General features: G+C 74.4%; 11 protein-coding genes. 6 read left to right on the plus strand and 5 right to left on the minus strand.

Features of this window, described 5'->3' with window-relative positions:
* The first annotated feature begins 16 nt into the window (after positions 1–16).
* The gene (locus SGA01_RS03355; protein WP_141293115.1) at positions 17–2,437 is read left to right on the plus strand and encodes a hypothetical protein; all 2,421 of its coding nucleotides are present in this window, start codon (positions 17–19) and stop codon (positions 2,435–2,437) included.
* Here SGA01_RS03355 and SGA01_RS03360 read toward each other — a convergent pair.
* The 5 genes from SGA01_RS03360 to SGA01_RS03380 all read right to left on the minus strand — a co-directional run bounded on the left by SGA01_RS03360 (position 2,407) and on the right by SGA01_RS03380 (position 8,655).
* The gene (locus SGA01_RS03360; RefSeq protein ID WP_141293118.1) at positions 2,407–4,818 is read right to left on the minus strand and encodes a right-handed parallel beta-helix repeat-containing protein; all 2,412 of its coding nucleotides are present in this window, start codon (positions 4,816–4,818) and stop codon (positions 2,407–2,409) included. The genes SGA01_RS03355 and SGA01_RS03360 overlap by 31 nt on opposite strands.
* A gap of 125 nt (positions 4,819–4,943) precedes the next feature.
* A complete protein-coding gene (locus tag SGA01_RS03365; protein WP_141293120.1) occupies positions 4,944–5,552 on the minus strand; it encodes an Rv1733c family protein in 609 nt (202 codons plus the stop codon).
* 81 nt (positions 5,553–5,633) lie between these two features.
* Positions 5,634–6,458 carry an MOSC domain-containing protein gene (locus SGA01_RS03370; RefSeq protein WP_141293122.1) on the minus strand — a complete coding sequence of 275 codons (825 nt, stop codon included), beginning with the start codon at positions 6,456–6,458 and terminating at the stop codon, positions 5,634–5,636.
* Between the two features lie 53 nt (positions 6,459–6,511).
* Positions 6,512–7,015, minus strand: coding sequence for a DUF6643 family protein (locus SGA01_RS03375; protein ID WP_141293124.1), 504 nt, complete (start codon positions 7,013–7,015; stop codon positions 6,512–6,514).
* A 317-nt stretch (positions 7,016–7,332) separates the two neighbouring features.
* On the minus strand, positions 7,333–8,655 hold the full coding sequence (locus tag SGA01_RS03380; protein WP_229917937.1) for a glycosyltransferase: 1,323 nt from the start codon (positions 8,653–8,655) through the stop codon (positions 7,333–7,335).
* A gap of 58 nt (positions 8,656–8,713) precedes the next feature.
* On the opposite strand from SGA01_RS03380, the gene SGA01_RS03390 reads away from it, so the two are divergent.
* The 5 genes from SGA01_RS03390 to SGA01_RS03410 all read left to right on the plus strand — a co-directional run bounded on the left by SGA01_RS03390 (position 8,714) and on the right by SGA01_RS03410 (position 13,249).
* Entirely contained in the window at positions 8,714–9,508 is a 795-nt protein-coding gene (locus SGA01_RS03390; RefSeq protein WP_141293127.1) for a glutamate racemase, read from the plus strand.
* A gap of 62 nt (positions 9,509–9,570) precedes the next feature.
* The gene (locus tag SGA01_RS03395; RefSeq protein WP_174867198.1) at positions 9,571–10,137 is read left to right on the plus strand and encodes a hypothetical protein; all 567 of its coding nucleotides are present in this window, start codon (positions 9,571–9,573) and stop codon (positions 10,135–10,137) included.
* A gap of 88 nt (positions 10,138–10,225) precedes the next feature.
* The gene (gene lnt, locus SGA01_RS03400; RefSeq protein ID WP_141293131.1) at positions 10,226–11,845 is read left to right on the plus strand and encodes an apolipoprotein N-acyltransferase; all 1,620 of its coding nucleotides are present in this window, start codon (positions 10,226–10,228) and stop codon (positions 11,843–11,845) included.
* 23 nt (positions 11,846–11,868) lie between these two features.
* Entirely contained in the window at positions 11,869–12,351 is a 483-nt protein-coding gene (locus SGA01_RS03405; RefSeq protein WP_141293133.1) for an NUDIX hydrolase, read from the plus strand.
* A gap of 55 nt (positions 12,352–12,406) precedes the next feature.
* Complete coding sequence (locus SGA01_RS03410; RefSeq protein ID WP_141293135.1) at positions 12,407–13,249, plus strand: 3-hydroxybutyrate dehydrogenase; 843 nt, start codon at positions 12,407–12,409, stop codon at positions 13,247–13,249.
* The last annotated feature ends 58 nt before the right edge of the window (positions 13,250–13,307 follow it).

A 13,307-nucleotide genomic window follows, 5' to 3' on the forward strand; every position in this document is an offset into this window, starting at 1 on the left:
AGAGGAAGTCCCCTAAGTGTCCCCTGCCACACCCGCCCCGGAGACCGGGGGCGCGGCGCTCGAACTCCTCGTCCACGGAGTCGGCGGAGCCACCCCGCAGTCCATGCTGGACGACCCCAGGACCGTACGCGTCACCGGCGACGGCACCGCCGCCGTGTACCGGCGGACCGAGGATCTGGACGCCGAGGACCACCCCGAGCGGTACGCCGCGCGGCCGGTGCCGGAGGCGTACTGCTGGTCCAACCTCACCTCCGGCGACGGCACCCGCGCCTTATGGCTGCTGCTCCTGCCGTTCATGGTCGTCAACCTGGCCCACTGGATGCGTCCGCCCGCCCAGGGCAGGCCGGGTCTCGTCCGGCTGTACGGCGTCCTCGTCCGGCTCGTCGCCCTCACCCTCACCGTGCTCCTCACCGCCGCGGCCTGCGAGGTCGCGCTCGATCTGACGGCCTGGCAGTGCGCGGGCACCTCGGCCTGTTCCGACGCGTACTCCTGGCTCGGTTTCCTCGCCGCCGACCGCGGCGGCTGGTGGTCCGCGCCGGGGCGCCGCCTCGCGCTCGCCGCGCTGGTGCCGACGGCGCTGGTCGTTCTGCTCTGGTACCTGTCCAACCGGACCTGGAGCGCGTACGAGGCCCAGCGCCCGCCCACCGGCCACGACGCCCCGGCGGCGCCGGGAGCCGCCCCGGCCGGGATCGGCCCCACCCCGGACGCGCCCGAGCCCGCCGCCGTACCCGAGCCCACTCCCGCCGTACCCGAGCCCACTCCCGTCGAGCTGCGCCCCGCGCTCGGGCGTCCCGGATTCTGGTACGGGCGGCGTCTCGTCGCCCGGCTCCGGGGCGCGCACACCGCCGCCGGCTTCCTCACCGTCGCCGCGGCCCTCACCACCGCCACCTCCCGCCACGACACCGGGGCGCGCGCGGCCGTCGGCCTCGCTCTCCAGGCCGCCCTCGTCGCCCTCGGCGCCACCGTCCTCTGGGTCGTCTGCCGACGGGGCCGCAGCGAGCGCCGCGTCGACCTGCGTGTCGAGCGCGCCCTCGTGTCCTGGCTGCCCTTCACCGCCCTCGGCGTGCTCGCGCTCACCGCCCTGCACGCCGGCTGGACCCGCCCCGGCTGGGTCTCCACCGGCACCCTCCCGGGAGACGCCGCCTTCGGCGCCCTCACCCTCGCCCAGGGCGGTCTCGTCGTCGCTCTCGGGGCGGTCGCCCTGCTCCTCCAGCGGCCCCGCAAGGACCCGCGCACCGCGCTGCGCGGGCTCGGCGGCCCCGCCGTCGCCATGCTCGCCTGCGCCCTCGCCGGGGTCATGTCCGGCGGCGTCGCCCAGCGCGTCGCCGACTGGCTCGACGGTGCGGGCGCGGGCCAGGGCCCCCGGATCGGCCCGCCCGTGCTGCTCAGCTGGCAGGCGTCCGTGATCCCCGTCCTGCTCCTGCTGCTGCTCGCGCCCGCCGCCCTCCTCGCCGTACGGACCGTGCTCGACGCCCGGCGGCTGCGGCCCGCGGTCGAGGCCGACTACGACGCCGAGGACGAACCGGACCCGGTCCGCACCGGCCGGATCGCGGCCGGCCGGGCCCGCGCGGGGCTCACCGACTCCGCGCCCGTCCTCGTCGGCGTCGTCTCCGGAGCGACCCTGCTCCTCGGGGCCGCGTCCGTCGTCGGCGCCTGGGCCAGCGGAAACGTCCCCGGCCGGGCCTTCGACGGCGCCCACCCGGCGATCGCCGCCACCGCGTCCACCGCCCAGGCCCTCGGCTCCTGGATGATCGGCTTCGGCTTCCTGCTCTTCGTGACCTGGGGCCGCCGCGCCTACAAGGACGCCTCGGCCCGCCGCACCATCGGCATCCTCTGGGACGTCGGCACCTTCTGGCCGCGCGCCGCCCACCCCTTCGCCCCGCCCTGCTACGCCGAACGGGCCGTCCCCGACCTCACCTGGCGCATGATCACCTGGACCCGCCGCACCGGCGGCCGGCTCGTCATCTCCGGCCACTCCCAGGGCAGCGTCCTCGCCGCGGCCGCCGTCTGGCAGCTGCCGCCTGCCACCCGCGGCCGGGTCGCACTGCTCACCTACGGCTCACCCCTGGAGCGGCTCTACGGACGCTGGTTCCCCGCCTACTTCGGCCCCGAGGCGCTCCGGGGCCTCCACCGCACGATCGACTGCTGGAGCAACCTCCACCGCGCCACCGACCCCATCGGCGGCCCCGTCCGCGTACCCGCGGAGGCGGACCGGCCGGCCGTCGACGCGGACGTGCTCCTCGACCCCGTCGCGTACGGCCGCACACGCGAACACCCGCTGCCGGAACCGATCCTGGGCCACTCCGACTACCAGGCGGACCCGGAGTTCGCCCGAAGGCGCTCCGCCCTCCTCGACCGGCTGCTGCCCGCCGTCCCGAGCCAGCGCGACCCGAACTCCCCCGACCGTCAGGGCAGTTCGGGCAGGTCTTCCGGATAGAGCAGGGTCAGGTCGTCCGTGCTCGGCTCGGCGAGCGCGGCGACCCGGCCCGCGTGCCGCTCCACCATCGACTCGAAGGTCTGCCGGGCCGTTCGGCCGTTGCCGAAGGCCGGGCCCTTCGGCAGCTTCGTGAAGTACGTCAGAAGCGCCTCGTCCGTGCCCGGCACGAGCCGGTACTCGTGCTCGTCGGCCTGCTGGCCCACGATCCGCAGGAGCTCGTCCGGTGCGTAGTCACCGAAGCTGATGGTCCGTGAGAAACGGCTGGCCACACCGGGGTTGACCGTGAGGAAGCGCTCCATCTCCGCCGTGTACCCGGCGACGATGACGACCACCGCGTCCCGGTGGTCCTCCATCAGCTTCACCAGCGTGTCGATCGCCTCACGGCCGAAGTCCCGGCCGGAGTCCTCCGGCGACAGGGCGTAGGCCTCGTCGACGAACAGCACGCCGCCGCGCGCCCGGTCGAAGGCCTCCTGAGTACGGATCGCGGTCGAGCCGATGTGCTCGCCGACCAGGTCCACCCGGGAGACCTCCACCAGGTGGCCCCGCTCCAGGACGCCGAGGGAGGCGAGGATCTCGCCGTAGAGCCGGGCCACGGTCGTCTTGCCGGTGCCGGGGTTGCCGGTGAAGACCAGATGGCGGCGGACCGAGGCCGCCTTCAGGCCCGCCTCCTGACGCCGGCGCCCCACCTCGATCATGTTGGTGAGCGTCCGCACCTCGTGCTTGACGCTCTCCAGGCCCACCAGCGCGTCCAGTTCACCGAGCACGTCGTGCGAGGAACGGGCCTCGGGGACGGGCGCCGTGGCCACCTGCGGGGCGGCGACGGGCTGGGTACGGGGCGAGGGGACCGCCCCGAGGAGCCCCGCCGACTGTGTGGCCGTCAGGACGGTGCCGCCGTCGGGCACGGAGGAGCGGACCGCGCTCTCGTCACTGGTGCAGTCCTCCGCGACCGCGCCCTCCTCCGGGAACTCGTACCCGCCGCGCGCGCACCGCTCCGTACGGCACTTGCGCAGGCTCGTCCGGCAGCCGTCCGTGACGTGGAAGCCGTATCCGCCGCTGCCCGTGACCCGGCAGCCGTGGAAGGAGCCGCGGCCCTCGGCCGACACGTAGAAACCGGCCTCCGCGGGGGAGGTGACCGTGCACCGGTCGATCGTCGGGTCGGCGCCCTTGGTGACGATGACCCCGGTCTGCACGGCGTCGATCGTGCACCCCGCCAGGGTGCCGCCGCTGCCGTGGTCCCGGAACCAGGCACCCGTGGACGCCTCCCGGATCCGGCAGTCGTCGAGCTGCGCCGTCGCCCCGTCGCTCACCGACACCGCCGTGTTCCGCACCTGCGACAGATCGCTGTCGACCACGTCCACGCGCGAGCCACGGTCGAGGACGAAGAGCGCGTCCGGCACGTCGTGCACCCGGCAGGCGTCGAGGACGACGGTCGCGCCGTCGCTCACCCACACCGCCGGGTAGTCGCCCGTGCTGTCGTGGATCTCGCACTGGTTGGCGTCCACGCGCGTGCCCGGGTCCCACACCGACAGGCCGTTGCGGCCGAAACGGCGGACCGTCGACCGGGTCAGCGTCAGCACCGAGCGCGAGCGCAGGTCGACCGCGTTCTCCGGGACGTCGTGGATGTCGCAGTCCGAGAGCGTGAGGACCGCGTCCGTGTCGAGGGTGATGCCGTCCGCCGACGTGCGGTGCACCGACGAGTCCGTGAGGTGCGCGGTGGCGCGGGCCGCGATCTGCAGTCCGGCGCCCTTGATCTCGTAGATCTCGCAGCCGAGGCCCTCGAGGCCGCTGCCCTCTCCGGTGACCGCGATCCCGGCGCCGGAGGCATGGTGCACCCGGCAGCGCTCCAGGCGCGGATGCGCCCCGCCGCGCACCGAGACGCCGGCCTGGCCGGCGGAGACCACCTCGCACTCCTCGAAGACCCCGCCCGCGCCGTCGACGACGGCGATGCCGACCCCGGCCGGGTTGTCGATCGTGCAGCGGCGGACCGTCGGGCGGGCGGCGCCCCGCACCTCGATCCCGGCGGCCGAGCGGGTCATGATCCGCAGGTCGAGCAGCTCGGGCGTGCCGTCCTCGACGAGCAGCGCGGGCGCGGCGACGTCCTGCCCCTCGATGTGCAGGTCCTGGACGGTGACGGAGGCGCGCACGGTCAGCGCCACCCCGTCCGGCGGCGCGATCCGCACCGAGCCGACCGACCCCTCGGGCCCCCGGAGCGTCACGGCGCGCCGCATGACGAGGTTCTCCCGGTAGGTGCCGGGCGCGACCGTCAGGACGTCCCCGTCGCTCGCGGCCTCCAGGGCGGCGGCGAGAGAGGCGTACTCACCCGTGCGGCGCCGCCACCGCGATGTGCCGGTGTGCGTCACCTGGACCGTGCCCTGTGCCATGGGTGTGCCCTGCCCCCGCCTGATGCCTCGCCGCTGAACCGATGCCCCACCGTAGCGCGCGCGGCGGGTCGGGGATGACGGGTCGTGAGGGCTTACCCGTACGGGGAACGGGGGAGGGGTACGGGTCAGCTGCCGGTGTCCGCGCGGCCCCAGTCGGGGCCGGCCGAGGCCCACGCGCGGTCCAGGCGCGCGTACCGCCGCAGGACGAGACGGCGGACGGCGAGACGGCGGACCGTCTCCACCAGCAGACCGGCGAGGAGCGCGGCCATCAGGCCGGCGATGAGCGTGTGCGCGCGGGCCGTGGAGGCCGGCATCGGCGGCGACACCGGGCGCCCGTCGCGGTCGGTCCACAGGGGGAAGACGTCCCCCGGAGCGGAGTGCCGCCGCGCCGTGGGCACCGTTCCCGTCCGGATCGTGCCGTCGGGGGCGGTCCAGCGCGCCACGACGGACCGGCGCAGCCGCTGCTCCCCGGCGGTCTCGGTCGTCCGGGGGCCGCTCGCCGGCCCGTCGGCGAGACGCACGACCCGGGCCGTCGTCGGCAGCCGCTGCTCCTGCTGCGTCCGGACCGCGCGCTGGAGCGAGGCGCTCGCGGACGAGGTCGCGGCCCAGCCGGCCAGGGGCACGAGGAGGCAGAGGAGCGCGGCCGCCGTGAGGGCGACCCACGCCTCGACCAGGTCCGTGGTCCGGCGGAGTGGGTTGCGCCGCCAGCGCCAGACTCCGGTGGCCGCACGCACGTCAGGACCCCCTCGTTGTTCGCCGCTGCTCCAACGAGTGTGCCCCGGGCAGGCGTTCCCCGCCTGTCGGGCGCCCGGACCTCAGTCGAGGATCTTCACGGGGTCGCCGACCCGGACCGTGCCGCGGTGCTCGGGGACGAGGTTCTGGCCGAAGATGGCGCGGCCGTCCAGCCTGCGGTGCTTGGCGAGGGTGCGCAGCGGCTCCTTGCCCCGCTCGGCGGTGGACTGGTTCGTCGTGGTGACGACGCAGCGCCCGCAGGGCCTGGCGACGCGGAAGGTGACCTCGCCGACGGCGAGCCGGGTCCAGCCGTCCTCCGCCCACGGCTCGGTCCCCTCGATCACGAGGTTCGGCCGGAACCTGTTCATCGGCAGGGGGCCCTCGTGGGCGTGGTCACCGGCCTCGATGAGGGCGTTGAGGGCGTCGAGCGAGGCGGTGGCGGTGGCGAGCAGCGGATAGCCGTCCGCGAAGCTCACCGTCTCGCCGGGCAGCGCGTACGCGGGGTCGACCGGCCGCCGGTGCTCGGGCGCGTCCATGTGGAAGAGCCGGGCGTCGGTCTCCAGGTACGCGGAGAGCCAGGCGGTCGCCTCGTCGTCGGCCGGGACCGCCTCCACGTACTTGTCGAAGATCTCTACTGTGGCGGTGGCCGTGGGGGACGGCACCGCGACCTCCAGCCTCGGCAGGCCGGGCGCGGACAGCGCGACGCCGCCGTCCGCCAGGAGCTCCGCCGTGGCCAACGCCATCCGGGGGTGACGGCGTTGGGTCACGACCTTGCCCGTGGCGTCGACGACGGTCCACCGGCGGTCCCCGGCGAGCCCCCAGGGCTCCACCTCGGCCTCCGTGGGCGCCAGAGCGCGCATGGCCTTCACCGGGTGGACGTGGACGGAGCGGAGTACAGGAGTGGACATACCGTCATCCTGCCAGCCGCCCCGGTCCTCGTCGGCCGGTTATTCCGCCCCTGTCAGTAACCCCCGCCCTGGTAGGGGCGGTTGTACGGGTCGTTGTACATCGGCGCCGCGGGGGCCGGGGCCGGCATGGGCCGCGGGGCCGCCGGGCGCATCGCCTCGTACCCGGAGGCGGCCGGGCGGGGCTGCTGCGGGTACCCGTTGCCCTGGTAGCCGCGCGGGGCCACCGGCTGCTGCGGGATGTACGGGGTGGGGGCGTGCTGGAGCGGTGCGGGGGCCATCTGCGGGGAGGGCTGCGGATAGCCGTACCCACCGCCGCCGTAGGCGGGGGCGGGGTGCGGGGTGGGCGCCGCCGGGAGGGCGGGCAGGGCCGCGGGGAGCGCCGGCAGATAGGAGCCGCTCACGGGGAAGCTGCTGCCGGTGTCGTAGGCGGCGGGCACTCGGATCGGGGCGATCTGAGGCGTGCCCCGCTCCGCGACCAGGGAGTCGTAGATCGGGGTGTCCGGGAAGGACGGCGCGGTGTGGTAACCGCCTCCATAGGTGGAGCGGGGGGAGGTCATGGCACATAAGTTAAGCCCACGATGTGCTGGTTGGGGAGCCTGATTAGAGGGTTGTTTGACGGGCTTCGTGAAGAGGTGGATCCCTAATCCGAGCGAACGTGACAAAAACGGGCGGCGCCGAGGGCCAAGATCATGTAAAAGCCGAGTTCGGAGGGGGTTACCGGCGGGTCGCGGTCACGTGGGGCCCGTTGTGTACGGCGGCGTGAAGAACGCATAAAGAAAAGATGCCGGGAAGGGGTGGGAGAAGTGATCATGGGCATGCTTAAGCGTCAATCCATGGCGGCCAGGTCACCTGTGTACGCGCCGAATTGACGGCGTTACTCCCCGTGTCGGGAATCGTAATTACCGGCGTACGTACGCCCCTTCCACGCCGCCCCGCGGCCCCGGTAGTGCTGCACGGCCGAGTCCACGGTCATCAGGAGATAGAGGAGTGCGGTGAGGGGGAGCAGCGGCGCCGGCCATAGTGGCTGGCGGTAGTAGCGGAGCATCGGCAGGTACGTGCCCGCCATGACCGCCCAGGCCGTGCCGCCCGCCCAGGCCGCCGGCGCGTTCCCCGTCACCGCGCCCGCCACCAGGGCCACGGGCGGCACGAGGTAGATCACGACGAGGCCCGCCACCGTCCCCGCGAGCACCAGCGGGCTGTAGCGCAGCTGTGCGTACGCGCTCCTCGACACCATCCGCCACAGCTCGCCGAGGCCCGGGTAGGGGCGGATGCTGTCGACCCGCTCCGCGAGCCCCAGCCAGATCCGGCCGCCCGACCGCCGTACCGCCCGCGCCAGCGACACGTCGTCGATCACCGCCCGCCGGATCACCTCCGGCACCCCGGCCGCCACCGCCGTCTCCGTCCGCAGCAGCACGCAGCCGCCCGCCGCCGCCGTCGCGCGGGGCCGCGCCCGGTTGATCCAGCGGAAGGGGTAGAGCTGCGCGAAGAAGTAGACGAACGCGGGCACGACCAGCCGCTCCCAGCGGCTCGCCACGCGCAGCCGGGCCATCTGCGAGACCAGGTCCAGGTCGTGTGTCCGTGCCGCCGCGACGAGCAGTCGGAGACTGTCCGGCTCGTGGGCGATGTCCGCGTCCGTCAGGAGCAGGAACTCCGGCTCACGCGCGCGTGCCAGGGCGATGCCGTGGCGCAGCGCCCACAGTTTCCCCGTCCAGCCGGGCTCCGGCTCGCCCGGTGACACGACGGTCAGCGGCAGCCCACCGCGTGGCCGTCCGACGCGCACAGCCCGGGGCTCGGCCGGTCCACCGGCCGGCTCGGCGTCTCCGCCCGCCGACTCGGCCGGGTCGCGGTCCAGGACGGTCGGCCCGCGCCGGCGCTCGGCGGTCGCCCCGTACCGCTCCGCCAGTTCGGCGGCGAGACGACCCGTGCCGTCCGTGCTGCCGTCGTCGACCAGGATCACCTCGGCCTCGCCGGGATAGTCCTGCGCCAGCAGCGACGGCAGGCTCAGGGGCAGCACCTCGGCCTCGTCCCGCGCCGGTACGACGACCACCACCCGCGGCCACCCGCCTCCGGCGTGCGCCGCACGGTCCTCGTCGGCCGGCGGTAGACGCTGGTCCGTGCGCCAGAAGAAGCCCTGGCCGAGCAGCAGCCAGAGCCAGGCGGCCAGGGAAGCGATCGCGAACCAGACAAGGGGGTCCATTCGCCGCAGTCTGCCCCAGATCGCCGGGCGCGCAAGGCCCATCGGCTAGGGTGACCGGGTGAAGATCGCGCTCATGGACTCCGGAATCGGCCTGCTCCCTGCGGCGGCCGCAGTGCGCCGGCTGCGGCCGGACGCCGATCTGCTCATCTCCAACGACCCCGACGGCATGCCCTGGGGTCCGCGCACCATCGAGGACCTCACCGAGCGCGCCGTCGCCGTAGCCCTCGCCGCCGCCGAGCACGGGCCGGACGCGCTCATCGTGGCCTGCAACACCGCTTCCGTGCACGCTCTGCCCGCCCTGCGCGCCGCACTCGAACCGGGCATCCCCGTCATCGGCACCGTCCCCGCCATCAAGCCCGCCGCCACCGGCGGCGGCAAGGTCGCCATCTGGGCCACCCCGGCCACCACCGGCAGCGCCTACCAGCGCGGACTCATCCGCGACTTCGCGGACGGCGCAGAGGTCACCGAGGTGCCCTGCCCGGGGCTCGCCGACGCCGTGGAGCACGCCGACCGGGACGCCGTGGACGAGGCCGTCGCCGCGGCCGCCGCCCTCACCCCGGCGGACGTCCGCGCCGTCGTCCTCGGCTGCACCCACTACGAGCTGGTCGAGGAGCGCATCCTCGCCGCCCTGGAGGCGCGCGGCCGGGCCGGGCTGCCGCCGATCGTCTTCCACGGCTCCGCCGACGCCGTCGCCGCCCAGGCGCTGCGCCGGATCGGCGCCGAGCCGGCGCCCGACGCGGACCCCACCGGCGGCCTCACCGTGCTGCTCAGCGGCCGGCCCGGACAGCTCCCCGCCGCCGCCCTCGGCTACGCCGAAAGCCGCCTCCTCGGCGCCACCGCACCCGCTCACTGAACGCCAGGGAGCGGCCACGCTCCGCCGCGCTGCGCCGCGCGATCCTGGGTACTCTTCCTGACATGAGGCAGTACCCCCGGGACCAGCACGCCGACAAGCGGACACCCGCCGTCTGGACCGGCCGCGCCACCAATCGCGTCCAGTGGCTCGCGGCCTCGGCCGGCGCCGCCTGTATGGCCCTCGGCATCACGATCGCCGTCGAGTCGGCATGGACCTCCGGGATCGCGGCCCTCCTCATGGCCGTGATCGGCTGTGTCGCGGCCGGACTCCTCGTCCTCTTCGGCACGCTCGCCTTCGTCCACGTGGCCGTCAAGGTCGACGACCGCGCCATGGAGGTCCGCTGCGGCCACATCGGGCTGCCGCGCCGCCGCATCCCCCTCTCCCATGTCGTCGGCGCCGACTTCGCCCCGAGCGTCAATCCGCGCCAGTGGGGCGGCTGGGGCTACCGCTGGCGCCCCGAGAAGGGCACGGCGGTGATCGTCCGGCGGGGCGAGGGTCTGGTCCTGCGTCTCGGCGACGGCCGGATGTTCACGGTCACGGTCGACGACGCCGAGTCCGCGGTCCGGGTCATCCGCGACCGCCTCCGCCACCCGGCCCCGCCCGGCCCGCCCGCCGCGACGGGCGTCTGAGCCCCCGCCGGACGGCGGGTGGAGCAGGCCGGTCACCGGGCTCGTACCGGCCTCGGTATCGACAGGTTCGCCCCGTAGACTCCGCAAGGTGAGCGCCACCATCACCCCCGCACCCGCCCCCGCAGCCGAAGGCTCGCCCGCGCCGGGTTCCCCACTGCGACGGTTCGTGCGGCCCGCGACGGCCCTGCTGTCCGGGCTTCTGCTCTTCCTGAGCTTCCCGCCGCGCCCCCTGTGGTGGCTCGCCCTGCCCGCCTTCGCGCTGCTCGGCTGGACCCTGCGGGGCCGTCGCCTCCGCGCCGGCTTCGGCCTCGGCTACCTGGCCGGTCTCGGCTTCATGCTCCCGCTGCTCATCTGGACCGGCGAGGAGGTCGGCCCGGTCCCGTGGGTCGCCCTCGCCGCGATCGAGGCGCTCTTCGTGGCCGCCGCCGGTCTCGGCATCGCGGCCGTCTCCCGGCTTCCGTGGTGGCCCTTCTTCGCGGCCGGGGTGTGGATCCTCGCGGAGGCGGCACGCGCGCGCGTGCCCTTCGGCGGCTTCCCCTGGGGCAAGATCGCCTTCGGGCAGGCGGACGGCGTCTTCCTGCCGCTCGCCGCCGTCGGCGGCACCCCGGTGCTCGGCTTCGCGGTCGCCCTCTGCGGCTTCGGTCTGTACGAGGCGTACCGGCAGTTCCGTGCGTACCGGGCCACCGGCGCCGTCCCGCGCAGCCCGCTCGCCGTCGCCGCGCTCGCCGTGCTCCTGCCGGTCACCGGCGCGGTCGCCGCGCTGCCGCTCGTCGACGACACGGCCGAGGACGGCACCGCGACCGTCGCCGCCGTCCAGGGCAACGTGCCCCGCCTCGGCCTCGACTTCAACTCCCAGCGCCGCGCCGTCCTCGACAACCACGCCGCCCGCACCCGCGAGCTCGCCGAGGCCGTCAAGGCGGGCCGCGAGCCGCAGCCCGACTTCGTCCTGTGGCCGGAGAACTCCTCGGACATCGACCCGTACGCGAACCCCGACGCGGCCGACGTCATCGACGGCGCCGTCCGGGCCATCGGTGCGCCCACGGTGATCGGCGCGGTCATCTCCCCGCCGACCGGCAAGCTCCGCAACACCCTCATCGAGTGGGACCCGGAGCGCGGCCCCGTGGCCACGTACGACAAGCGGCACGTCCAGCCCTTCGGCGAGTACATCCCGATGCGGTCCTTCGTACGGCTCTTCAACAGCAACGTCGACCGGGTCAGCCGCGACTTCGGAGCCGGTACGAAGGTCGGCGTCTTCGACCTCGCCGGCACCAAGGTCGGCCTCGCCACCTGCTACGAGGCGGCCTTCGACTGGGCCGTGCGGGACACCGTCACGCACGGCGCGCAGCTCATCACCGTCCCCAGCAACAACGCCACCTTCGGCCGCAGCGAGATGACCTACCAGCAGCTCGCCATGTCCCGGGTGCGGGCCGTCGAGCACAGCCGGTCGGTCGTCGTGCCCGTCACCAGCGGGGTCAGCGCGGTGATCCGCCCCGACGGCGAGATCGTCGCGCAGACGAAGATGTTCACCCCCGACGTCCTGGTCGAGGAGGTGCCGCTGCGCTCCTCGCTCACCCCGGCGACCCGCATGGGCACCCTGCCCGAGGCGCTGCTCGTGGCCCTCGCCGCCGCCGGCCTCGGCTGGTCGGCGCTCCGCTCCGTCCGGGCCCGTCGCGCGAGGGTCGAGGCCCCGGCCCCGGATCGCGGATGATCCGATGATCTAGGGTCGACGGCATGGCTACCCCTGACTTCATCCGTACGCTGCGCGAGACGGCCGGACACCAGCTCCTCTTCCTGCCGGGGGTGAGCGCCGTCGTCTTCGACGACCGGGGCCGGGTCCTGCTCGGTCGCCGCTCGGACAACGGCATGTGGGCGGTCATCGGCGGCATCGTCGAGCCCGGGGAGCAGCCCGCCGACTGCGCGGTCCGCGAGGTGTACGAGGAGACCGCCGTGCACTGCGTACCGGAGCGGATCCTGCTCGTGGAGACCCTGCGCAAGCCCGTCGTCTACCCCAACGGCGACACCTGCCAGTACATGGACGTCGCCTTCCGCTGCCGAGCGGTGGGCGGAGAGGCCCGGGTCAACGACGACGAGTCGACCGAGGTCGGCTGGTTCGAGGTGGACGACCTGCCGGAGATGAAGCGGTTCTCGTACCTCCGGATCGAGAAGGCGCTCGCCGACGAACCCACATGGTTCCGCACCACAGAGACCAGCTGAACTGTGGGCGGGGACCACATCGGTGGGGGAGCGGCCCGTTCATAGGGTGCGGAGCATGAGCGCCCCCATCAACACCGTCCTCGGCCCCGGTTCCGTGTCCCCGTCGGCCGCGCCCTCCCCGTCGGCCGGGGTCGTCGCCCTCGACCTCACCGGCCGCACCGCGCTCGTCACCGGCGCGGCCAGCGGTATCGGGCGGGCCTGCGCGCTGCGGCTGGCCGCCGCCGGGGCCCGGGTCAGAGCCGTCGACCGGGCGGCCGAGGGCCTGGAGACCCTGGTCGGCGAGGCCGCCGGTCTCCCCGGGAGCGTCGCCCCCCGGCTCCTCGACCTCACCGACCTGGACGCGGCCGAAGGCGCCGCCGCGGGAGCCGACATCCTCGTGAACAACGCCGGACTCCAGCTCGTCCGCCCCATCGAGGACTTTCCGCCGGACGTCTTCCACACCGTGCTCACGGTGATGCTGGAGGCGCCCTTCCGCCTCATCCGGGGCGCGCTGCCGCACATGTACGCCCAGGGCTGGGGGAGGATCGTCAACCTCTCCTCCGTCCACGGGCTGCGCGCCTCCGCCTTCAAGTCCGCCTATGTGGCCGCCAAACACGGTCTCGAAGGCCTCTCGAAGACCGCCGCCCTCGAAGGCGCCCCGCACGGGGTCACCTCCAACTGCGTCAGCCCCGGCTATGTGCGCACCCCGCTCGTCGAGCGGCAGGTCGACGACCAGGCCGCCGCCCACGGCATCCCCCGCGAGCAGGTCCTCTCGGAGGTCATGCTCAAGGACTCGGCGCTCAAGCGGCTCATCGAGCCCGAGGAGGTCGCCGAGGCCGTCCTCTACCTCTGCACCCCGCAGGCCTCGTTCATCACCGGTACCTCGCTCACCCTCGACGGCGGCTGGACCGCCCACTGAGAGACCCCCTGCGGTTGCCGCTGGTGAAGGTCGTCCACAGGGGTGGTGCGACCACACC

Origin of the sequence: Streptomyces gardneri (assembly GCF_006539185.1) — a bacterium.
GTDB lineage: Bacteria > Actinomycetota > Actinomycetes > Streptomycetales > Streptomycetaceae > Streptomyces > Streptomyces gardneri.

What these genes read in the sequence shown, in the direction of transcription:
- SGA01_RS03360 (WP_141293118.1), bottom strand. Translation starts at nt 4,818, where the DNA reads ATGGCACAGGGCACGGTCCAGGTGACGCACACCGGCACATCGCGGTGG.
- SGA01_RS03370 (WP_141293122.1), bottom strand. Translation starts at nt 6,458, where the DNA reads ATGTCCACTCCTGTACTCCGCTCCGTCCACGTCCACCCGGTGAAGGCC.
- SGA01_RS03375 (WP_141293124.1), bottom strand. Translation starts at nt 7,015, where the DNA reads ATGACCTCCCCCCGCTCCACCTATGGAGGCGGTTACCACACCGCGCCG.
- SGA01_RS03380 (WP_229917937.1), bottom strand. Translation starts at nt 8,655, where the DNA reads ATGGACCCCCTTGTCTGGTTCGCGATCGCTTCCCTGGCCGCCTGGCTC.
- SGA01_RS03395 (WP_174867198.1), top strand. Translation starts at nt 9,571, where the DNA reads ATGAGGCAGTACCCCCGGGACCAGCACGCCGACAAGCGGACACCCGCC.
- SGA01_RS03405 (WP_141293133.1), top strand. Translation starts at nt 11,869, where the DNA reads ATGGCTACCCCTGACTTCATCCGTACGCTGCGCGAGACGGCCGGACAC.
- SGA01_RS03410 (WP_141293135.1), top strand. Translation starts at nt 12,407, where the DNA reads ATGAGCGCCCCCATCAACACCGTCCTCGGCCCCGGTTCCGTGTCCCCG.